At 57.9% G+C, this 22,610-nt stretch carries 17 protein-coding genes; 7 read left to right on the plus strand and 10 right to left on the minus strand.

Going from position 1 to position 22,610, the window contains the following annotated elements; genetic code table 11:
- Positions 1-32: 32 nt before the first annotated feature.
- Both ACUTQW_RS18840 and ACUTQW_RS18845 read right to left on the minus strand, forming a co-directional pair.
- Complete coding sequence (locus ACUTQW_RS18840) at positions 33-2,960, minus strand: condensation domain-containing protein (protein WP_020438519.1); 2,928 nt, start codon at positions 2,958-2,960, stop codon at positions 33-35.
- 100 nt (positions 2,961-3,060) lie between these two features.
- The gene (locus ACUTQW_RS18845; RefSeq protein ID WP_004949106.1) at positions 3,061-5,184 is read right to left on the minus strand and encodes a TonB-dependent receptor; all 2,124 of its coding nucleotides are present in this window, start codon (positions 5,182-5,184) and stop codon (positions 3,061-3,063) included.
- A gap of 504 nt (positions 5,185-5,688) precedes the next feature.
- Here ACUTQW_RS18845 and ACUTQW_RS18850 point away from each other — a divergent pair.
- On the plus strand, positions 5,689-7,281 hold the full coding sequence (locus ACUTQW_RS18850) for a condensation domain-containing protein (RefSeq protein WP_020438518.1): 1,593 nt from the start codon (positions 5,689-5,691) through the stop codon (positions 7,279-7,281).
- A 72-nt stretch (positions 7,282-7,353) separates the two neighbouring features.
- Positions 7,354-10,446: an amino acid adenylation domain-containing protein gene (locus ACUTQW_RS18855; RefSeq protein ID WP_445654932.1), complete on the plus strand. Its 3,093-nt coding sequence runs from the start codon at positions 7,354-7,356 to the stop codon at positions 10,444-10,446.
- 43 nt (positions 10,447-10,489) lie between these two features.
- Here the strand turns inward: ACUTQW_RS18855 and ACUTQW_RS18860 are convergent, their stop codons facing one another.
- Positions 10,490-11,836 (minus strand): condensation domain-containing protein, encoded by a 1,347-nt coding sequence (locus ACUTQW_RS18860; protein WP_020438516.1) that lies wholly within the window; start codon positions 11,834-11,836, stop codon positions 10,490-10,492.
- A gap of 339 nt (positions 11,837-12,175) precedes the next feature.
- Between ACUTQW_RS18860 and ACUTQW_RS18865 the strand changes: the two genes are divergently transcribed.
- From ACUTQW_RS18865 to ACUTQW_RS18875, 3 genes are all read left to right on the plus strand, one after another.
- The gene (locus ACUTQW_RS18865; RefSeq protein ID WP_006323817.1) at positions 12,176-13,774 is read left to right on the plus strand and encodes an ABC transporter substrate-binding protein; all 1,599 of its coding nucleotides are present in this window, start codon (positions 12,176-12,178) and stop codon (positions 13,772-13,774) included.
- Positions 13,775-13,889: 115 nt separating this feature from the next.
- Positions 13,890-14,414, plus strand: a complete 525-nt coding sequence (gene cybB / locus ACUTQW_RS18870) for a cytochrome b561 (RefSeq protein WP_080589795.1) — start codon at positions 13,890-13,892, stop codon at positions 14,412-14,414.
- Positions 14,415-14,786: 372 nt separating this feature from the next.
- Positions 14,787-15,326 carry a hypothetical protein gene (locus ACUTQW_RS18875; protein ID WP_020438515.1) on the plus strand — a complete coding sequence of 180 codons (540 nt, stop codon included), beginning with the start codon at positions 14,787-14,789 and terminating at the stop codon, positions 15,324-15,326.
- Between the two features lie 119 nt (positions 15,327-15,445).
- Here the strand turns inward: ACUTQW_RS18875 and ACUTQW_RS18880 are convergent, their stop codons facing one another.
- Positions 15,446-15,571, minus strand: a complete 126-nt coding sequence (locus tag ACUTQW_RS18880) for a helix-turn-helix domain-containing protein (RefSeq protein ID WP_080589796.1) — start codon at positions 15,569-15,571, stop codon at positions 15,446-15,448.
- A gap of 36 nt (positions 15,572-15,607) precedes the next feature.
- Between ACUTQW_RS18880 and ACUTQW_RS18885 the strand changes: the two genes are divergently transcribed.
- Together ACUTQW_RS18885 and ACUTQW_RS18890 are read left to right on the plus strand one after the other, a co-directional pair.
- Entirely contained in the window at positions 15,608-15,853 is a 246-nt protein-coding gene (locus ACUTQW_RS18885; protein WP_006323807.1) for a helix-turn-helix domain-containing protein, read from the plus strand.
- A 269-nt stretch (positions 15,854-16,122) separates the two neighbouring features.
- On the plus strand, positions 16,123-16,398 hold the full coding sequence (locus ACUTQW_RS18890; protein WP_020438514.1) for a putative quinol monooxygenase: 276 nt from the start codon (positions 16,123-16,125) through the stop codon (positions 16,396-16,398).
- Between the two features lie 173 nt (positions 16,399-16,571).
- Here ACUTQW_RS18890 and ACUTQW_RS18895 read toward each other — a convergent pair whose 3' ends face one another.
- From ACUTQW_RS18895 to gpt, 6 genes are all read right to left on the minus strand, one after another.
- Positions 16,572-17,225 (minus strand): haloacid dehalogenase-like hydrolase, encoded by a 654-nt coding sequence (locus ACUTQW_RS18895; RefSeq protein ID WP_037430309.1) that lies wholly within the window; start codon positions 17,223-17,225, stop codon positions 16,572-16,574.
- A gap of 252 nt (positions 17,226-17,477) precedes the next feature.
- Positions 17,478-18,731: a glutamate-5-semialdehyde dehydrogenase gene (proA, locus tag ACUTQW_RS18900; RefSeq protein WP_006321290.1), complete on the minus strand. Its 1,254-nt coding sequence runs from the start codon at positions 18,729-18,731 to the stop codon at positions 17,478-17,480.
- 9 nt (positions 18,732-18,740) lie between these two features.
- The gene (proB, locus tag ACUTQW_RS18905) at positions 18,741-19,844 is read right to left on the minus strand and encodes a glutamate 5-kinase (RefSeq protein WP_006323805.1); all 1,104 of its coding nucleotides are present in this window, start codon (positions 19,842-19,844) and stop codon (positions 18,741-18,743) included.
- 240 nt (positions 19,845-20,084) lie between these two features.
- Entirely contained in the window at positions 20,085-20,486 is a 402-nt protein-coding gene (gene crl / locus ACUTQW_RS18910) for a sigma factor-binding protein Crl (protein ID WP_004949084.1), read from the minus strand.
- Positions 20,487-20,546: 60 nt separating this feature from the next.
- On the minus strand, positions 20,547-21,794 hold the full coding sequence (frsA, locus tag ACUTQW_RS18915; RefSeq protein WP_006323803.1) for an esterase FrsA: 1,248 nt from the start codon (positions 21,792-21,794) through the stop codon (positions 20,547-20,549).
- A gap of 141 nt (positions 21,795-21,935) precedes the next feature.
- Positions 21,936-22,394 carry a xanthine phosphoribosyltransferase gene (gpt, locus tag ACUTQW_RS18920; RefSeq protein WP_004949082.1) on the minus strand — a complete coding sequence of 153 codons (459 nt, stop codon included), beginning with the start codon at positions 22,392-22,394 and terminating at the stop codon, positions 21,936-21,938.
- Positions 22,395-22,610 lie beyond the last annotated feature (216 nt).

A 22,610-nucleotide genomic window follows, 5' to 3' on the forward strand; every position in this document is an offset into this window, starting at 1 on the left:
TGAAATAATAAAGCCCGTTAGGGTGAACAACGTCATTCCTGCAGCGCCGGCGACAGGGCCGACAGCGGGATGTCCCCGCCAGCGTGCTGCGCAAAATGTGAGAACACGTGCTGAATGGTGCCGGCGATCAGCCCCGCTTGCTGAGCGGTGTAGTGATCGATGCGGTAAGTCATCATCACGCGCAGGGATTTCACGCCGTCGAGGTTTTCCTCCATCACCTCAAACTGCAGGCCAAGCAGCGATTCGGTTTTTTCCGGCTCTACCTGACGGTACGCCACCGTACTGCCGTCTTGCAGAGTGAACTCCCCGTTCAGCTTGATGCGGCTGTGGATCTGAATGAACACTTCGAACATGTGATTCTTGCGATCGGCGTGCGCGCCAAACAGCCCCTCTTCCACCAGATCGATCGGGATATCGGTGTAAGGCATCGAGCCGTTGATGGTGTTTTTGACCTGGTCGATCAGCCCCGCCAGCGTCAGCGAATCAGCGAAACGCACCCGGTGCACGACCACGGTGGTGAAGTAGCCGACGGTATCGAAGAATTCGGCGTCGTTACGGCCGGAGGTCGAGGTGCCCACCAGCAGGTCCGCCGGGCCGCCAAGCAGGCGCAGGGCGGTGGTAATGCCGGCGTAGACCACGTTGAACAGCGAAGCGTTGTTCTTTCTGGCCTGCGCGTACAGCCCATCCGCCACCGCCGGATCGACGTCGAACTCCAGCCACCCGCCGTTGACGTCGGCCTCTGCCGGTACCGCAGGATGGTGTGAAGGCTCCTGCTGGAACAAAGGTTGGCCGACCGGTGCATCGCGCAGGTTATCGAGCCAGTAATCCAGGTGTTTTTGCCTGACGCCGCTCGCCTGTTGCTGCCGGGCGAAGGCATAAAATTGCGGCACCTCGGTTTTCCACGTCGGCGGCAGCCCCGCCACACGATAGCGGTAGGCCATGCCCAGCTCTTCCATCATCAGGTTCAGCGACCACTCGTCCAGTACCACATGGTGGAACAGCAGCGAGAGCAACTGCCGGCCCGTTGCCGCGTCGCGCAGGAAGGTGGCGCGCAGCGGCAGTTCGGTGGCCAGGTTAAAGCGGTGTTCACCGGCTTTGGCCAGCATTGCGCTCGCGTCACCGGCCGGGGTTTCATGGGAGAAACGGAACCAGGCATAGTCCGGCAGCTCAATGGCCGGCACCACCTGCTGACGCACCTCGCCTTGCTGCTCGATAAACAGCGAGCGCAGTACGCTGTGGCGCACCATCACGTCAATAAACGCCTGGCGCAACGCCCCTTCATCCACAGGATCGAGGAAACTGATGGCGAACGGCAGGTTGAAGATTTCATCATGACCAAAAGCTTCGTAAACCTTCCACAAAGAGTGCTGCGCCAGTGACAGCGGCGCCTGTACCGCTTCGCCCTGATCCTGAGTGACCCGCTCCGCCACCGGGGCCGCAGCCGCCTGCCGTTTCGCGTATACCGACAAGCCGCGAGCGGTGGCGTGGCTGAACAGATCGTTAATGTTAAGCTCGATGCGGTGCAGGCTAAGCAGCCGACCGATGACGCGGGTCGCCACCAGCGAGTGCCCGCCGCGATCGAAGAAATCTTCATCGAGGGTCATCTCCGGCGCGGCCAGCGCGTCGCGGAACTCCGCCAGAATCAGCTGAGCGATCTCTTCATTTACTACCCCGTCGTCCATCGCCGTACCGCCGTTGTCCGGCTCCACCGTCCGTTCACTGACGGGAAGCGGCGCCGCCGTTATCCTCTGCCCGGCAAGGGCGGCGACAAACTGCTCCAGCAGGAAAGGGGCGGCATGCGGGGTTAACCTTGGGTCCGCGACCAGCTCCAGCAGCACCGAGTCGGGATCCGGCAGGCTGAGGGCCAGCACCAGTTCAAAGGGGGTGTGCAGCGGCGGCAACAACAGGCGCTCGGCACTCACGCCATCGAGCTGCAAAGCCACCGACGGATCCGCCAACCAGGTCACCAGCAGTTGGGCCAGGTCTGGGTTCGGCTCTTCCGCCGTTTGTTGCGCCAACAGCCTGTTCAATGGCTCAGGGTCATGGTGTTGTAAAGTCAGGCGCTTCAAGCGGGCGGTGTCCGTCCAGCTCGCCAGGCCGATAGCCTCTTGCGCATCCCCTTGCGGCACGCACAGTTGCAGCGGCTGCCCGCCGGCCTGAGCGGAGATAAAGCCGGCGAAGCGAACGGCAACCGCCGCCAGCAGCTGCGCCGGGTTTTCCGCGGCGGGTAACATCCTGCGCGCAACGCGGGTCACGATGCGTACACCGGCCTGCGCCAGAATGCCATCCTGCCGCACGGCCGGACGATAATCCCGCAACGCAGCCGCATGGCGCGGCCAGGGCAGCGCCAGAGCGGTACTTTCCGGCAATCGCGCATTTTCCCCCAGCGGCGGCAGGGCGGCATACATCGGTGCCGGCTCCTGCCCGTTGTACAGTGCCGACAACCGGGTCAATAAGTGCCGGCATGACAGCGTTTCGGCCAAAATATCGTGCGCAACCACGCCCAACACGGCGTTTGCGCCCGTGAACACCAAAAAGCGCAACGGCGCTTCCCGTGCCAGTTCGAGCGGTGTGGCCTGCGCCTGCAACAAACGGCTGACCGCCTGTTCCTCGCTCGTCACCGGCTGAATCGCCACCGGGTTCAGCGACGCATTGCCGCGCAACTTGCGCAAACCTAGCTCATCATCGAAATCATAGCGGACGTCCAGCCCCGGCATCTGCCGCGTAAGGGCCTCCAGCGCGCTGGCCAACCTGCCGATATCCGGCTCACCGCCCAACCGCCACGCCATCGCCTGTTGGCTGCCGCCGTCTCCCCGCTGCTGGTGGGTGAACCACGCCAGCTCTTCCGCCTCGCTCAAAGGCTGCGAGGCATCCGCCGCCTGCTCGCCCAGCGTCTTGAACGCCAGATCCAGACGCTGGGCCTCGTCGTCGCTCAGAATATTGTCAAAATAACCGCTCACTGCTCTATCTCCTTGTGTCCGGTCGCACCGGAACGTCGGGGAACGCTTGTCACGAAAAGGGGCGTTTGCACGCCCCACAGGCAATTGACAAAGCCCGTTATCAGAATGTCAGTTCCAGTGCGGCCCCGATCATGCGCGGACGCTGCTGGGTCGCGGTATAAACGTCGTTGCCGCTGACCATCACGCGGCGTTCCGAGTCAAACAGGTTCTGCGCATACAGGGTGGCGCGGCCATAGGCGAAGGTGTACGCCAGTTGGGTATTCGCCGACCAGTAAGAGCCGATACGCCCGCGTGAATCGTTGTCGTACTGCGAGTAGTAGGAGTCCGAGAACGCCACGTTGCCGCTCAGTTCCAGCCCGGCCATCAACTGGTACTTGGCGCCCATGTTGGCGGTATAGGCCGGCGCACGCGCCAGTTCGTGCCCATCTACGCCGCTGCCCGAGAACTTCTTGATCTTGGTCTTCAGCAGGCCGACGTTACCGAACAGCTCAAAGTCCCAACGCGGCTGCCAGGTCGCCCCCATTTCCGCACCGTAGGTTTCCACCTTGTCGGCATTGCGGATCACGCTGGAGTTCTCACTCAACGAGTAAGGCAGCTGCATGTCCTTGTAGTCGTTGTAGAAAATATTGCTGGTCAGGATGACGTTGGCGTCTTTCAGGTGGTGGCGGGAATACAGCTCATAGTTCCAGACATATTCGGAGCCGTAGGTGTAGCTGACCACCGGCGTGCCGATAGTGATGCCGGCGCCGCCGGCGTTATAGCCGCGCGCCACTTTGGCGCCGTAGGTCTGCGTGTCCGTCGGTTTCCAGGCCAGATCCAGCTTCGGCAGGAACACATCGTAGGTTTCGTCGAAATCGATACGCACGGCATTGCTGCCACCGGTGCGCCGGCGATGTTCACGTTCCACGCGGCTGGCGGCGGTGATATCCACCTGCGGCGTGATGGCGTAGGTCAGTTCGGCAAAGGCCGAGTTGGTGTCGGTTTTATCCTTGAAGCTGGAACCGCCGAAAATATTAACGAACTCATCCTGCTTGGCGTGGAAATACCGCAACCCCGCCAGCCCTCGCAGGCGGCTGTCTGGCCCGCCAAAGCGCGCCACCGGCTCCACATGCACCTCTTTACCGTCGATTTCTGCATACTGAATGTTATAGGCCGTAGGACGGTTAATGTTGAAGTCGGTGTAAATAACGCGGTTTTCCAGCGTCAGGCTGTCGGATTGCTCCCAGGCCAGATCCCAGACGCTGCTGTTGGTGTTGCTTTTAAACACGGCACGACGCGGATCGTGGCGCGGGTTGGTCGGGTGAACCAGCGGGTTAAGGCTCTCGTTTTGCGGTGAAGTGCTGCCAAAATGGTTAAAGGTCAGCTTGGTGGTCAACTCGCGCATACCTGCCGGGTTAAACAACAGTTTGGCGCGAGCGGTGGTGGCTTCAACCTCACGAGGATCGCCTACCGGTTCATAGGCGGGAAGGTCGACATCGCTGCGGCGACGCTGGCGATCGACGCTGACGCGGAACGCCAGTTGGTCCTCCACCAGCGGACCGGAAGCCATGGCGGACAGCTGTGAAGAATGCTGGTTGCCGGCTCCGCCCTTGAAGGCGCTTTCCCAGTCGAAAGTCGGATCCTTACTGGTCATCACGATGGCGCCGGCAATGGCGTTGCGCCCCTGAATGTAACTCTGCGGGCCGAGGAACACTTCAACGCGATCCAGATCCCACAGCGACTGCGGACCAAATGCCTGCTCGTTATAGGTCAGAGAGCGGCCGTCCATTGACAGATTGAGGCGCGGGCGGGTGCCGCTGAGGAAAGCATTGGCGCCGACGTTCGGGCCGGAGCCGTCGATGCCGCGCACGGTCGGCAAATTGTTGCCAATGCCCAAATCGACTACGTTGGGGGTCATGCGCAGCAAATCGGTGACCTGCAACGCATTCGGCATGGAAGAAATCCGTTCGCTGTCGAACACTTGCACGCTGGAGCCGGTATCGAAAATGGTGCGTTTAATTTTTTCGCCGGTGACCAGCAGGCTCTCCGAGTCCTGCCAATTGCCCTGGCGTTTGCTGTCGGCGGCTTCCTGCACCTTATCGTCCGGCGCTGCTGCGTTAACGCTCCCCACAGACACAGAGCAAAGTCCCAAAAAGAGTGAGGAAAATGCCCCGATGGCCTGTAAGCCCGCTTTTTCCCTGTTTCCTACGATTTTATGCCTTTGAGCCGCTGAATGCTTGCTCATAGATGTATTCTCCTTTCATCCCAGATGCACAAAAATTTGATTGTTTTCACATAGGTAACGACGCTGACACTCACACTAATACTGGCATTGCGGCCTTCCTGACCTTGCTATTGCCTATCCCTGCAGCAGACGGCTTCCTCCCAGACGCACAGCGGGCGGATGCAGTATTTTTGTCTGGAAACGTAAAGAAATGTTAATAATGATAATATTTTACATATTTTAATGCAAATCATTATCAATAAGGAGAATAAACAGGCTCACAGAGAAACAGCATGAAGACCAAAAAACCGGTTTCTTTGAACATTTTCAAATCGCAATAATTTCCTTAAAAATTAATACAAAACATAATTATATCAAAAATAGCCATTTACCCTGGGGTGACAATACTCATCCTGCCCCTTATGACGACTTCGTTTTACAAAAACAAATAAAAATAGTAATAATTTTCATTCCCATTAACATTGACATATATTCTTCCCGTCTCTAAATACTGATGGAAACCCAATGAAAGCGTTGACCACGATGCAGGCCGCCTACTGGGTGGGCCGGCAATCCGAAGCGCCGCTAGGGGGCGTCTCCGCCCACCTGTATGCGGAATTTAACGGCTGCGACCTGGACGTCGAACGACTGAGACAGGCCGTGACCGCCCTTTATTTGCACCACCCGATGCTGCGCCTGCGCATCACGGCGGACGGTCAACAGACCATTGATGCCTGCGGTCCGCGCCATTGCCTGCATATCGACGATTTCCGCCACGCCGGCGCCCCCGAGGCAGCCAACGCGCTGAGCGCCAAACGCCGGCAAAAAAGCAGCCAAAAATTGCCGCTGGAACAGGGTATTCCCTGTGATATCAGCCTCAGTCTGTTGCCAAACGGCCACAACCGGCTGCATGTGGATTTGGACATGATCGCCGGCGATGCCATGGGATTTCGCGTGTTGATGGAGGATCTGGCGCGGTTTTATCACCACTGCCCGGCCGCCCCCGACAACGATGGTGTGCCCTATTTTGACTATCTGGACCGGCACCATGCCGACGCGTCGCTGCAGCAGCGACGAGCCCGCGCTCAGGCCTGGTGGCGCGAACGCCTGGCGCAACTGCCACCCGCGCCCCACCTGCTGCGCGCACCGGAACGCTGTCAGAGCGATCGGCTGGCGCTTCAACTGAACGCCACAGAGGCTCAGGCGCTGGCCGATGCCGCCAAAGCGCACCGCGTCACGCTTTCCTCTCTGTTTCTGGCACTGTTTGCCATTACCGTCGGCCACGGCTGGAACCTGCGACGTTTCCGGCTCAACGTCCCCTTGTTCCACCGCGATGCGGAAGGCGTAGAGGGCATCATTGGCGACTTCTCCAATTTGGTGCTGCTCGGTGTAGAGCTCAATCCGGCGGAAAACTTGCCCGCCTTCTGCCGCCGCCTGATGGATCAGCTGGCGGAATTGCTCACTCATGCCGACTACCCGGGCGTGAGCGTGATGCGTGACCTGTCGCGCCTGCACGGCAGCATGCAACCTTCGCCGGTGGTGTTCACCGCCGGTTTCGGCATTCGCGGCAAAGCACTGTTTTCCGACCAGGTCACCCGCACCTTCGGCCCGCTGGACTGGGTGATTTCCCAGGGCCCGCAGGTGGCGCTGGACGCCCAGGTGGCGCACGCCAACGGCGGTATCTTGATCAACTGGGATCTGCGGATGGATGCCTTCCCGGACCTATTACCGCAGCAGCTGTTTGCCGCCTACAGCACCCTGTTACAGCAGGCGGCACGCCACCCCGACAGTTTCGGGCGGCCATTGGCGCAGTTGCTGTCACAGTGCTTACCGGAAACCCAGCGCCCGGTACGCCAGTTGCTGCACCGTTTGTTGGCGCGCGTAGCGCCGGGCGTCAGGCTGCGCGACGATGACGACATCACCGCCCTGCCGCTGCCGGAGGCCGCGTTGCTCGCCCTGCTCGGGGTGCTCAACAAATACCTGTCGGTAGCCTTGACCGCGCAAGATCTGGCGGCCCACCCCACACCGGCGGCGCTGGCCGCTTTGATCTGCGAGCGTGACCCCAACGCCGCCGAAGGCGCGAAAATGCTGCTGAACGTGCTGACGCCTCAGGTCTGATATCGGTTTTGGGCGCGTAGCCCCACGCGCCCTGCGTTCTTTTTCATCGGTTAGCGACAATAGGGAAATACCATGGAGACACCATTAACCGCGCTGCAACAGGCTTACCTCCTCGGCCGCAGCGAACAGTGGCCGCTCGGCGGCGTGGCGATGCACGATTTCCGCGAATACCGCGGCCAGCGGCTGGATCTGGCGCGGCTGGAAACCCGGCTGGCCGAACTGGTGCGGCACTATCCCGCGCTGCGTACCTGCCTCGATCCCCAGCGTTTCACCCAGCGCGTACGGCCGGAAACCACGCTGAACCTGGACAGGCACGATCTGCGCTCACTGGAGCACGATGCGGCGCAGCAACGGCTGGCCGCCCTGCGCGAGCAGTATTCGCACCAGCGCCACGATCCCGCGCAGCCGTTGTGGCGCATTGCCGCCATTCAGTTGCCGGAGACACAGGACGCCAGCGGGCGCTACGACACCCTGATTTTCACCAGCTTCGACGCGCTGATCCTCGATGGTCAGGGCATCGCTACCCTGATTGCCCGGCTGTTCGATGACGCTCCGTTGCCGCCAATTGCACCGGCTACCCCGCCGGCCAGCGCAACGGCAGAACAACGCCAGGCCGACGCCGCTTATTGGCAGACCAAACTGCAGGACGTCACCACGCCTTCGGCGTTGCCGTGGCGCGCCCCGCTGGCCAACATCAAAAGCTCTCGCTACCGGCGCGCCAGCCTGACCCTGCCGCGTGACATGCTAAAAACCTTTTCACGCCTGGGCTCGGCCCATTCGCTGCTGCGCAACAGCACCCTTTCGGCGGTGATCCTCGATACGCTGGCGCAGTGGACCACCGACGGCGAGCTGTGCGTGGGCGTGCCGGTGGCGTTTCCTGCTGCTGGGGGTTCGCTCGGCAACGCCTCTAGCTTTGTGGCCGTGCGTTATTCGCGCGAGGGCGGTACCTTTGTCAGCCGTGCGCAGGCACTGCAAGACGACATACTGGGCGCTCTCGATCACCTGACGTTTTCCGGCGTCGATCTGGCGCGGCAGTTGTTGAACCGCAGCCAGGGCGCCCCGGCGCTGCCGGTCATTCTCACCAACTGCCTGAGCTGGGAGACGCTGCCGGCCGGCGCACCGGTCCGCTACCACGACGGCCTGACCCAAACGCCGCAGGTCGCGATCGACATCCGTCTGACGCAGGACACCGACAAAAATCTGCAGCTGTGCGTCGATTACGCCGAGCAGGCGCTGGACGGTGAACAGGTGCAGGCGATGCTGGACGCCCTGCAACGCCGCGTGGAGCAAATGTGCCAGGACAGCGATCTGGAGATCGCCCCGGCGCGCTTTATCGATTACCGACACTATCGCCATAACCACGGCGAAGCGGCATTCAGCGCTTACCCTTACCTGGCGCAGCTGGCCGAACGGTTGTTTAACGACCCACAGCCGCGACCGGCGCTGATCTGCGATGAGCAAACCCTGTCTTATCCCGAACTGGGTCGCCAGGTCGGAGCCGTAATGGCCAACCTGCAACGGCGCAATCTGGGGCGCGGCAGCGTGCTGGCGCTGTATCTGGCGCGCAGCCCGGAACACGTGACTATCTCCCTGGCCTGTGCGCTGCTGGGGGTTATCTGGGTGCCGATCGACATCAACTCGCCGCCGGAACGCACCGCCTATCTGCTGAGCAACTGCCGGCCGGATCTGGTGGTGCATCAGGGCGAGCTGGATACCCCGCACGGGGTGACGCCGACACAATTGCTCGATCCGGCAGCGGGCACGCCTGAACTGCCGGGCGACCAGACGCTGACAGAGCGCAGCGCAAGCACCGAAGCAAGCTATTACCTGTACACCTCCGGCACCACCGGCAAACCCAAATGCGTGGTGCTCAACAACCGCGCCACCGCCAACGTGCTTGGGCAAACTCTGCAACGCTGGGCGGTCACCGCCGATGATGTGTTTATCTCCGTGACGCCGCCGCACCACGATATGTCGATGTTTGACCTGTTCGGCTCGCTCAGCGCCGGTGCGACGCTGGTTCTGCCCGCGCCGCATCAGGAAAAAGACGCCATCAGTTGGAACCAGTTGGTGGAGTGCCACCGCGTCAGCCTGTGGTGTTCCGTGCCTGCGATCCTGGAAATGCTGCTCACCTGCAAAACGGCCGACAGCCTGCGCTCGCTGCGGCTGGTGGCTCAGGGCGGCGATTACATCAAACCGGCGACGGTACAGACGTTGCGTAGCCTGCGCCCGGACATCTGTCTGTTCTCACTCGGCGGCCCGACAGAAACCACCATCTGGAGCATCTGGCACCCGATTGCAGCGCAGGACACCGGCACCGTGCCCTACGGCCAGCCATTGCCGGGCAACCAATACTTTATTTGCCACGACGACGGCACGCACTGCCCGGCCGGCGTGGTGGGCCGCATTCATACGGCGGGGGTAAATCTGGCGTTAGGCTATCTGGAAGACGGCGAAGTGAAGCAACATGACTTCGTCCCGTTGAATGGCCCCGACGGGCAACCGCTGCGGGCCTTCCGCACCGGCGATCAGGGCTACTATCGCCCGGACGGCAACATCCTGTTCGCCAGCCGGGTGAACGGCTATGTGAAAATCCGCGGCGTGCGCGTGTCGCTGCCGGAGATCGAAGACGTGCTGCGCGGGCATGAGGCGATTCTGGACATCGTGGTGGTGGATTATCCGAGCGGGGAAAATGCCGAGTCGACGCTGGGCGCGATGTACCTCACCCACGACGGCAAGCCGCTGTCGCTGGCGGATATTCGCGCCTTCTCGACGGGCTATCTGCCTTGTACACATATCCCGACGCGCTTTATCCACGCCGAAGCGCTGCCGCTCTCCGGCAATGGAAAAACCGACCGTCACGCTATTCGCACCGCGCTCGGGGCCGGGCGGGCGGCTCCCGGGTTGAACGCCTGTGCAGCACCTTTGCCGAGCGCGCCACCGGCGCAGAGCGGCAAAATTCTGGCCATCTATCTGCAGGCCATCGGCGCGGCGCCGCGTCCTGAGTGGGGGGAGGAAACCGCCTTTATCAGCATGGGGCTGAAACTGCCGCACATCCGCCAGGTGGCCGCACGGCTTAATGACGCCTTTGGCACCCAACTGCCGCCAACGGTGCTGATCCCCTGTAAAAATGCACGGGAGGTCGCAGCGCTGCTGGCCCGTTAACCCTCAATCCCCTACGGGCAGGGTCATCCCCTGCCCGCTTTCATCAGGCGGGCACTGCCACCAGCTCACCGATCGCCATCTCCAACGCCCCTTCCCTCAACGCACGCTGCAAGAAGTCCTGCAAGGCGCTTCGGTAGTTGGCCGCCCCGGCGGTAGGGAACTGCTGTACAAAGACATCGATATCCAAATGCAGATCGCCGGCGTCAGTGCCGCCACGGAAGATCAGGTTAATCCCGTCGCCGGCACCGCCTGCCAGCACCCGGCGCGTGCTGGTGCAACCGCTGAAACCGGCCGAGTCAAACGGCTGAACGTTGATAAACGGCGAAATAAACAAACGCGACGCGGGCGTCACGCCGCGATCGGCGGCAATCTGCCGCAGGCGATAACCAGCGTGGCTGCGCAATTCACGCAGCGTCTGCGTCACGCCGGACAGGAAATGCCCCAGCGTCTCTTCCGCACGCAGTGAAACCAAAAACGGCAGCGTATTGACCGCCAAAGCCGGTGTATTGGTCGCTTTGCTGCTGCGACGATTCATCGCCGGCATCCACAGGGTGCGCGTATCCCCTCTTTCATGCGGTAAAGGCGGCAACGTAAAAAACAGCCAGGCGGCGGACAGAGCCAGCAGCAGATCGGGCCAGCCGATGCCGCTGCGCTCGGACAACAGGCGCAGCCGCCGTGAAATGTCCTCCGGCAGCGGGGTGCTGGTGCTGAGGCATTTCACGCCATATTCCCGGCCGCCTTTACGCACCGTCGGCAACACCTGCGACGGCGGTAAATAACGCTGCCAGAACCGACGATCCTTGTCGCAACGTTCGGAAGCCCCGTAGGCCAGCTCATGTTGCTGGAAAGCGCTGAAGGTGCCCAATGCTTGCCCCGCCGCGCCCTTGCCGAGAAAATGCGCGTACAGCGTAGCGCAGCGATGCTCGACCAGCGCCATGCCGTAACCATCGATAATGATATGGTGAGCACGCAGGTACCAGATATAGCGCGTCGGCCCCAGAGTGAGCAGCCACACGGCCGTCATCGGTTGGGTGTGCAGATCCATCGGCTGCTCGGCATCGGCCTGCATCAACCGCATTGCGGCCTGGTAAGGGTCGGGATATTCCTGCAAATCAATACGCTTCAGGCGCGGAATCCGTTTGGGATCGTAGCGCTGCATCGGCAACCGATCGCCTCTGCGGGTGCCAAACCGCAGCGCAAACGCCTGCGTTTCTGCGACAGTGAGGGTTATCGCCCGACACAGCGCCGCCTCGTCCACCGCTCCGCGCAATTCTGTGGCGTGAGCGACGGTGGAAAAGGGCTGCCCGGGGTGCAGGGTAAACTCCTCCCAGAAATCTAACTGCGCCGGCGACAACGGCAGCCATTCAGTAGCCAAAAGGGTTTCCGACATGTTACCTACCTTTGATATGCGACATGGAGACCAGAAAAACGACGGCCGCAACGCGCTGAAAGTGTTTCAACATGGTTACAAATGAAAATGATAATAACACTTATTATCATTTTCATAAATATAGGGCAACAGGTTAATGCGTGTCGCATGAGGGGATTATCGAGGTAAGAAAGGTTCGCCGGCGGCGGTGGAAATATTGACGGCCGGCGTAATAACCGAAAAGGAATCCGCTGCCACCCGTTCCCAGATCCGCAAAGCCTCATTATAGTTAAACCGGGGGCTGCCTGAATGCCACAGCGGCGGCAGTGTCCCCATCAACCTGAGGGAGCTATCACTTTTATGCTTTTAAAACAAACAACTGCAGGCCTGCTATTGGCGGGAACCAGCCTGTTGGCGGCGGGCAACGCTCTGGCGGCTTCCGATACGCTGGTGTATTGCACCGTCGCCTCGCCGGAGTCTTTCAATCCGCAACTCGCCAGCTCCGGGCCGACTTTTATCGCCACCTCGCAGGTGCTGTATAACCGCCTGCTGACGCTGCGCGAAAGCGATAAAACCCCTGCCCCCTCGCTGGCCACCGAGTGGACCATCAGCCCGGATGGCAAAACCTACACCTTTACGCTGCGCAAGGGCGTGAAATTCAACAGCAACAAATACTTCACCCCGACGCGCGACTTCAACGCCGAGGACGTGGTGTTCACCGTGATGCGCCAAAAAGACGCTAATCATCCGTACCACAAGGTGTCCGGCGGTAACTACGAGTACTTTACCGATACCGGGCTGGACAAGCTGATTACCAACGTCGAAGCGGTAGATAACGACCACGTTCGCTTTACGTTGAGCCAGCCCAACGCCGCGTTTTTGGCCGACTGGACGATGGATTTTGCCTCGATTCTTTCCGCAGAATATGCCGACGCCATGCTGAAGAAAGGCACGCCGGAGTACGTGGATAACTGGCCTATCGGCACCGGCCCGTTCGCGCTGCAGCAGTACAAGCAGGATTCGCTGATCCGCTACGTGGCCAACCCGCATTACTGGCAAGGCGAGGTGGCCAGCAAACACCTGATTTTCTCCATCACGCCGGATGCGCAGACCCGGGTGGCCAAGCTGAAAACCAACGAGTGCCAGATCATTCCCGCCCCGTTGCCGGAGCAGTTCGACGCCATCAAGAGCGACAAAAACCTGCAACTGCACAACATCAACGGCCTGAACGTCGGCTACCTGGCGTTCAACACCCAGAAGAAACCTTTTGATAACGTGCTGGTTCGTCAGGCGCTGAGCTATGCGGTGGACAAGAAGGCGATTGTCGCGGCGGTGTTCAAAGACAGCGGTACAACGGCCAATTCGGTGCTGCCGCCGGCGATGCTGGGATACAATCCGAAACTGCAAGACTATGCCTACGATCCGCAGAAGGCCCGTGATCTGCTGAAACAGGCCGGCCTGGAAAAAGGCTTTGAAACCGACATCTGGTCGATGCCGGTGGCGCGGCCATACAACCCTAATTCGCGGCGCATTGCCGAGATGATCCAGAGCGACTGGGCGAAAGTGGGCGTGAAGGCCAAAATCGTCACCTGGGAATGGGGCCAGTATCTGGCCGGGCTGCGCAAAGGGGAACAGCAGAGCGCGCTGTATGGCTGGATGTCGGATAACGGCGACCCGGACAACTTCGCCACGCTGCTCGGCTGCGCCGGCGTGCAAACCGGTGCCAACATAGCCCGCTGGTGCGACAAGGGCTACGATCGGTTGATCCAAAAGGCGATTCAGGTGAGCGCTCCGGCAGAACGCGCCAAACTTTATCAGCAAGCTCAGGTGATTTTTGCCGAACAGGCCCCGCTGCTGCCGCTGGCTAACGGCAAGGTGTTCTACGCCACCCGCAGCAACGTCAGCGGCTATGTGGTTGACGTGAACGGCAGTGACTTCGCCAAAGCGAAGGTGAACTAAGCCAAAGCGCCGGGATAAATTCAAACCCGGCGCTTTCCTCTCTTGTAACATTTCGTTACTCTCAATGCCTATCGAATCTCACCTTAGCAAGGCAAACCCAGTGCAGAAAACATTTATGCCGATGCAGATCCGCCTGCATTGGCTGGTCGCTATCCTGTTGGTCATCACCTGCGCCACGATTGAGCTAAGAGGCTTTGCCGAACCGGGCACGCCGCTGTGGTATCTGCTGGTGGTCACCCACTTCAGTTGCGGGGTGACGGTGTTCGTCTTGATGATCGCCCGCCTGATCCTGCGCGGGCGTCACGCCTCCCCCGCCATCAGCCCGATGCCGCCAAAATGGCAAACCGGTGCGGCGCATCTGGTGCATACCCTGATTTACCTGCTGCTGCTGACGCTGCCGGTGCTGGGCGTCTATTCCCGCTATCTGGGCGGCAAGGAGTGGTTTTTGTTTGGCCTGCCGATGCCGTTTGCCGAGATTGCCGACCGGCCGCAGGCGCGAACGATTATCGGCTGGCACAAGACGCTGGCCGCTTTCGGTTATTGGCTGATTGGCTTGCACGCCGCTGCGGCGCTGATTCATCATTATGCCTTTAAGGACAATACTTTGGTGAGAATGCTGCCGCTGTTTAAAAAGCGCTAACCCAGGGCAATAAGATAATAATAAGCATGTATATATAAGCCAATGGAAATAATCTATTGGCTTATTAATTCCACTCTTGCTTAGATAAAATAAAAAATTCATCCTTCGAGTTGTATCTATCCCGGATATTGACTAAGGTTATCCATACAGTTCATATGCCCGAAAGTTAATAACGATAATCAACGTCGGTTTATTTAAAACTTATGTCTTCATCTTAAAAACGCCAGTTATTCTTCTGGGCAGCGGTGTCATGCCATGTGTTTACACAAGGTGATTCAGCGCTACTCATAATTTCATTAATTCACTTTTATCGACTACACATCCGGGAAAGTCAATATGGCTTCCCCATTCATAAAAGTCTGGAGAAAAGTAATGAAAATAATGACTGGCGTTATTCTACCCACGGTTGCTGCCCTCGTTTTTTCCGGTATGGCGCAAGCGGAAGACAGCGCAAAAACTATGACCGGCAAAGCGCAGGTGACGTTGGAACATGTGCACGCCGTGCAAGAAAATGGCAGCCCCGCGCCCCAGCACGATGCCGCCTGTATGAAACAGCTTTCGAAACCTGAATCCAGGTATGTCGGGATGAAAGTGACCAGCGAATACACCATCGATGCCACTTCGATGATGATGTCCGCAAAATCCATGCTGCCCTCCCCGAATACCCTGCAGCCGCTAGAACTCACGGTTGATTTGTCCCCGTTGGGCATGGCGGGTGTTTATGCGTTTGGCGCCTTCAAACCCAGTGCTTTGCCACAGGATTATGTTTATTTCACTATCGGCAAAGACTATAAAAACCCGGTCAGCACCTTTATGATCATTAATAAAGATGAGAAATATAACTGCGTAATTTCCAGCTCTAACGAAGCAATGAGCAAAGAACAGCGCAGCCACCTTGTTGTTAAGCAATAACCGCGACTATTCATTAGATAATAATGGGGGTGCGGATAGTTAACTGCCCTCCCCCATATTTATAGCTGCTGTTTTCATCCGTGTTAAATAGTGCCAAGTTCTGATGCAAAATGACCGCCCTACTCATCCTTATACACAGGTTCAGAGTATCTTGAAGGCCATATCTCCGCAGGGGGCAGATTCAAAGCTTCGGCTATCTGCTTGTTATCTGATGCGCCAACCCTCCCCTTTTGGAATAATGGCAGATATTCGACTTTGGGATATCACTCGCGAAAAACGCCATGACTTCAGTTTATTCAACCGAGTATCAATTAGTTATAAAAATACTTCGGGATGCTCGTATAGAAAAAGGCATCACTCAGGCCAAGCTGGCCGAGGCGCTGGGCCGCCCGCAGTCGTTTATCGCCAAGGTTGAGAGCGGCGAGCGCAAGCTGGATGTGGTTGAGTTTGCTGTGATGGCACGGCTGCTTGGGGTGGATGCTGGGGCAGTGCTGAGCATGATTGGTGGGCGGGTTAATTCATTGTAATAACGAAATCGAACCTACGACCTTCGCATTACCAATGTCTAAAGAGATTGCGTATCGAGCACTACGAGTAAATTAGGCACTTCCGAGCCGTTGGTGTACTGACCCCGCCCGGTAGAGGATCCTGCCCTATCGTCAGGCTGAGTCAGCCGCAGGACTTTGGCGGTTATGAGCGAAGAGCGGAAGTTCCTATTTACTTTACTTTTAGCTGTTTGGTATAAATTTTATCGACAGGAAAACAGATAAAACCTAAACCTAAGAAAGGGATTAGAATGATTAAATTGACCGGTCGTTTAGTATGCACAAGCGTCGATGAGGCAGATCTTGTCCGCCAGTATCTTCCTGAGCATAAGAGACTTACAAAAGAGGAATCTGGATGTATTTCTTTTGAAGTTACTGAAACAACAGATCCTCTGATCTGGAAAGTTGAAGAGCTATTCAAAGATCAAGCTACCTTCGATGCTCATCAGAAGAGAACCAAAGCCTCAGTGTGGGGAAATGAAACCAGCACTATCGCTCGTGAATATGAAATATTTGAAGTTGAATAGTCGTACAGCTTCTTATTTTCAGAATGACTGCATCCGATACAACACAGACAAGCGTGCAGCTCTCATTTCGCTAAAAGCGGAAATCCACTTTGAAATAGTTCAACCTATATGTAGGAATAATCTCGCGATTAGCGAGAGATTTAGAATATCACTTACACCCAGTTATAAACACCTTATGACCAATTAAGTAGCTTAAGATTTTTCACAACGTATTCTTTTTTGCATGTAGAGTTAATCAAATAAGGATTTTCGCTATTCAAAAGGATAGGGTAATCATCATTGAAATCATCGGTGTAGGCTGCGTACCATTTTGTTGACACGCCTACACTCTTTATTCTTCTAACTTTCTCTTCATTCCTGCAATGGGTGCCTCCAATCCAACCGCCCAATAAACTCTTGGATAGCGGGGTTCCTATGACTTCAATGTTAAGATTTACAGCATCTATAATTTTATATGCTAGCAACTCAGGTGCAGCAGTGGCAATTATAACTCTCCGCCCTTCTTTTAAATGTTTTAAAACCTCCTTAAATCCATCATCAAACCACCTGACACTATTTATTTCCCCATCTCTAATTTTAGATGAAAACGAAGAGAAACTGTCTATCATTTCTCTTTCATCCATCCTGAAAGATGCGACAAATAATAGCATGTATGCACCAATGAATTTGAATTTCTTGGATTTCAGAAAAACCAGAGCTATGGGTGCCAAGATGGCCGCACACAAGAACCTTAACTTCCCGGACTTAAACCTCATCAACATCCAAGCTTTGGTAGAATCGCCAGACAAGAGAGTCTTATCCAAATCAAAAATAACAACTTTACTCATAAATACCTCGTACAGTTTGCATAAAATTAAAATTGTTGTTTCTGTGAAGTTGACTATGAAGAAGATAGAGAGAGCCAGCAACTGCATTTTAAGGCACCATTGCCCCTGTCTATGTCCCCTCCTGGCACAAAACCAACTGTCCGGTTGGATTTCGCTTAGACCAACTAGGATGCCAGCTCAGGCCTGAACCCGTATGCAAAAAGGGCGCAGTTCAATGAACTGCGCCCTTAAATTTAAAACGCGAAACCTGACTTAACTGCGCACCAAATCGTCGCCGTAGCCGATCCACTTGTAGGTGGTCAGTGCGTCCAGCCCCATCGGGCCGCGTGCATGCAGCTTCTGGGTGCTGACCGCCACTTCTGCGCCCAGGCCGAACTGGCCGCCGTCGGTGAAGCGGGTGCTGGCGTTAACGTACACCGCCGAGGAATCCACGGCGCGCACGAAGTGCTCGGCGCTGCTCAGCGAACGGGTGAGGATCGCATCGGAGTGGTTGGTGCCGTGGGTGCGGATATGGTCGATGGCTTGATCGATATCGTCCACCACCAGCACGTTCAAATCCAACGACAGCCATTCGTCGTCGTAATCCCCTTCCGCCACGTCCACCACCGTCGCCGGGCCGTTTTGCAGCAACGGCATGGCGTTCTGCGCCGCGTGCAGCGTTACGCCCGCAGCCGCCATCTTGGCGCTCAGCGCCGGCAGGAACTGTTCGGCGATGTTGCGGTTCACCAGCAACGTCTCGAGCGAGTTACAAGCGCTTGGGCGCTGGATTTTGGCGCTCTCGATGACCGTCAGCGCCTTGTCGAAATCAACGCTGTCGTCAACGTAGGTATGGCAAACGCCGATGCCGCCGGTGATCACCGGAATGGTCGACTGTTCGCGGCACAGTTTGTGCAAACCGGCACCGCCGCGTGGGATCAGCATGTCTACGTAGCGATCCAGGCGCAGCAGCTCATTCACCAGCGCGCGATCGGGGCTGTCAATCGCCTGCACCGCCGCAGCCGGCAGGCCGCATTGTTCCAGCGCCTGCTGGATCACCTTCACCGTCGCCAGGTTGGTGTTGTGGGTTTCTTTACCGCCGCGCAGGATCACCGCGTTGCCGGTCTTCAGGCACAGGCTGGCGACGTCGATGGTGACGTTCGGCCGCGCTTCATAAATCACGCCGATCACGCCAAGCGGCACGCGGCGGCGTTCCAGTTTCAGCCCGCTGTCCAGCAGGCTGCCGTCCAATACGTGGCCGACCGGATCGTTCAGGCGGCACACCTGGCGCACATCGTTGGCGATGGCCGCCAGCCGCGCCGGGGTCAACAACAGGCGATCGAGCAACGCTTCGGTCATCCCGGTTGCCCGCGCCTGCGCCATGTCTTGTTCGTTGGCCTGCAAAATCACTTCGCTGTTGGCTTCCAGCATGTCGGCCATCACCGACAACACCTGGTTTTTCTTCGCCGTGCTCAGCACCGCCAGTTGCCAGGAGGCCTGTTTGGCGGCCTTCCCCATTTGCTCTAGCATGCTCACTCCTTAGCTCACAATCATGTCGTCGCGGTGCACTGCCACCGGGCCGTATTCGTAACCGAGAATTTCGCTGATTTCCTGCGAGTGGTGGCCGGCAATCATGCGCATCGCGTCGCTGTTATAGCGGCTGACGCCGTGCGCCAAATCGCGCCCCGCCAGGTTGCGGATGCGGATCACTTCGCCACGGGAGAAATCGCCCTTCACTTCGCGAACGCCCTTCGGCAACAACGAGCTGCCGCGCGCCATAATGGCGTCGACCGCGCCGTCGTCCACGGTGATTTCACCGGCCGGCGGTGCGCCGAAGATCCAGCGTTTGCGGTTTTCCAGCGGGGTTTCCAGCGCGTGGAAACGGGTGCCCACCGGTTTGCCTTCAATCACGTCGCCCACCACGCCCGGCTTGCTGCCTGCGGCGATGATCACGTCGATACCGGCGCGGCAGGCCACGTCGGCCGCCTGCAATTTGGTGCCCATACCGCCGGTGCCCAGCCCGGAAACGCTGTCGCCGGCGATGGCGCGCAGCGCGTCGTCAATGCCATGCACTTCACGGATCAGCTCCGCCTGCGGGTTGTTGCGCGGGTCGGCGGTATACAGGCCTTGTTGATCGGTCAGCAACAGCAGTTTGTCGGCCCCGGCCAGGATCGCCGCCAGCGCCGACAGGTTGTCGTTGTCGCCCACCTTGATTTCTGCGGTCGCTACCGCGTCATTCTCATTGATTACCGGCACGATACGGTTGTCCAGCAGCGCGGTCATGGTGTCACGCGCGTTGAGGAAGCGTTCGCGGTCTTCCAGATCGGCGCGCGTCAGCAGCATCTGCCCGACGTGGATGCCGTAAATGGAGAACAGCTGTTCCCACAGTTGGATCAACCGGCTCTGGCCGACCGCCGCAAGCAGCTGCTTGGAGGCGATGGTGGCGGGGAGTTCGGGGTAGCCCAAATGTTCGCGCCCGGCGGCAATCGCGCCGGAGGTGACGATAACGATGCGGTGACCCGCTGCATGCTGTTGTGCGCACTGGCGTACCAGTTCGACAATATGGGCACGGTTAAGACGCAGCGATCCGCCGGTCAACACGCTGGTGCCCAATTTCACAACCAATGTCTGGCTGCCGTTCATAGTGTTTCTGCCGTGTAATATACCCGTCATCTTTCAAGCTGCAGCGTTGTTGGCTGCTCACACTCACCCCAGTCACTTACCTTAGTAAGCTCTTGGGGATTCCTGCGCTTGCCGCCTAGCTGCAACTCGAAAGCTATAGGGTATGATGAGAATAAGAGTGCAAAGGACTTTGTAACAGGAGAGACGCGTTATGCCAACAGGCACAACGCGAAATCAGCACAATACTGTAGTCAAACGGGGTCAGGCGGAGAGTTTGATCGGTTTTTCTTTGAAATCATCGGCCGGTTCAAGCGCCAGCTCCATCGTCGCCAGCAACTCGCCCAAGCGGCGATGGAAATCACGCAGGGTGGTTTCCAGCTTGGTTTTTACTTCAGTATCTTTAATCTTTTCCGGCGTCCAGCGCCCGTCCTTATCAAACAGACCGAACTGATAAGCATAAGTGAAACGCGCCTCTTCGGCATGCAGCTCGATCCACCATCCCCAGAACTCACGCTTCTCTGGCGCGGGTTTGACATTGACGCAAACGGCTAAACAATCAAAGAAAAAACGGTCGTTCTCGCACTGCCCTTCACGCAGGTACGGCCCCAAGCTGGCAAAACGTTTCATTAGTCGGCTTTTAGGGTGACCACTAGGTAACGTCATTCTTTAACCTCCTCAATGTAGACCACTCTTTTTAACAAATTGTTAAAATTTAGCAACAAATTAACGCATTTTATCTTTCATCCAGTGGGCCATTTGCAGCAAGGCCTTGTGGAAACTGCTATACACCGGTGCACGTGGAATAGCAATTAACTTGCCGTCCATCGAGGACGACGCGATCAATTGCGCCTCCTCTTTCGGGCTGAGCGGGTCCTGATCCCAGTAACCTGCCAGCATCGGCGTCGGGCAGCGGCGGCCCAGCAAACCCTGGGTTTTCAGCGAATAGCTGTTCAGCTCCACTCTCAGCACGTTATCCGAGGCGTTGGCCATCCCCATCCGGCTGGCGAGCACGTCCATATACATGTCCGGCACGTCTCGCTGGCGGCCGGCGTCGCATAACAGGCTGTGGACCACCGGCCCCAGACAGGCCACGCCACGCAACCGCTGCGGCTCCAGATAAGCCAGGCGCACCGCCACGTTGGCGCCGAAACGGAAGCCAAATGCGGTAACGCGCTGATGGTCGATCCAGGGCACCGAAGGCAGTTGGGCCAGCACCTGCTGATGCAGGAAGCTGGAATCCTGCGTCAACTTCCACTTATAAGAAGAACCGATGGAAGGCATATCGATGGTCAGCATGGCTATGCCGTGCGGCGCCAGGTACTCGCGGAACAGGCGGTGGTAGTCGGTCTGCAGAGTATCCAGGCTGCCGCACATCAGCACCGTCGGGAACGGCGCCTCGCCCTTCTCCGGCAGGTGCAGGAAGCCGGTAATACTGCTTCCCCCGTCAATGCGGAACTCCAGCTCCTTGAGCTGATAAGGCAACAGCAGCGCTGCCTCTTCGTAAGCGCGGTTGGCCAGCGTCTCGGCCTGTTCGGCCAGTTCGTCGCCTTTCAGGTGCGGGTAGCCGGCGATGCTGTAAAAGTTGACGGCATTGAGCCAGTACTGGCCGCCGATCAGCGGATCTTGCTGTTCCAATGCCCGCTGCTGCCAGAGCATGCCCTGATGCACCCACTCGTAGATCCAGTTGCCATTACGGTAACCGATCACGGTATCGAGCAGTTTGTCGTTGGTATGTTCCACGTCGGCGACCGCAATACGCGCCAGCACTTCGTTGATTTCGATCGGATCAACGCCGCGCCAAGCCCACAGCAGCGGGTTGAGCATACGATACCAGTTGCTGACGGTGTTGCCTTCCAGCGTAGAGTGCAGATCGGCGCCAGCTTTGTTGCGCGCACGCAGCACCAGCGTCGAGGTCTCGGGGTGTTTAAATGAGGGTTTGAACAGGATTTCAGAAAGGTTGGCTTGTGCCATGGTAACAACAGCCTCCGTAAATCTGGCCGTAGGCCGCAAACAGCCTACTTAACTGGAGGTAGTGTACCTAACTCTGGGACGATAAACCAAAATAACGAAAACGCCCGGCATAACCGGGCGTTTTACTGGCGTGAGCGGGGATTAACGGCCGCCGATCGGTGGCACGAAGGTCACCGCCATGTCCCACGGCTGCTCGATCCAGGTATCCTGTGGGATATCGACCACATAGTCGTCCACCAGCGGGCGGCCTGCCGGTTTGGCGAAAATAGTGACGAAATGCGCTTTCGGGTACATGTCGCGGATCGCTTTCGCGGTGCCGCCGGTATCCACCAGATCGTCGACCACGATAAAGCCTTCACCGTCGCCTTCGGCGCGCTTGAGTACCTTCATTTCGCGTTGGTTGTCATGGTCATAGCTGGAAATGCAGACGGTATCCACGTGGCGGATGCCCAATTCGCGCGCCAGTAAGGCCGCCGGCACCAGGCCGCCGCGGCTTACGGCAATAATGCCCGTCCATTGGTCAGCAGGCAGCAGGCGGTGAGCCAGTTTGCGCGCTTGCATTTGCAGCATGTCCCAGGTAACAACGTATTTTTCGCTCATAAAATGGTATCCCAGCCAGCAATGGTGTGGCTTACTCGTGATCAGGGGAAAAAAGGTTGCGCGAGATTATAGAGACTGGTTGAGCCGAATACCAGTTGTACTGTGGAAATCATAAGTATTTTGTCTGGTGATTGATCCTGCATAAACCAACAATCACACGTCAAATATGTGCATTCCCTCCCTTAAACAGTGCAATAGGGTACGCGCGCGCCCCTG

The sequence above is a fragment of the Serratia sp. TSA_7 genome, from assembly GCF_052692135.1.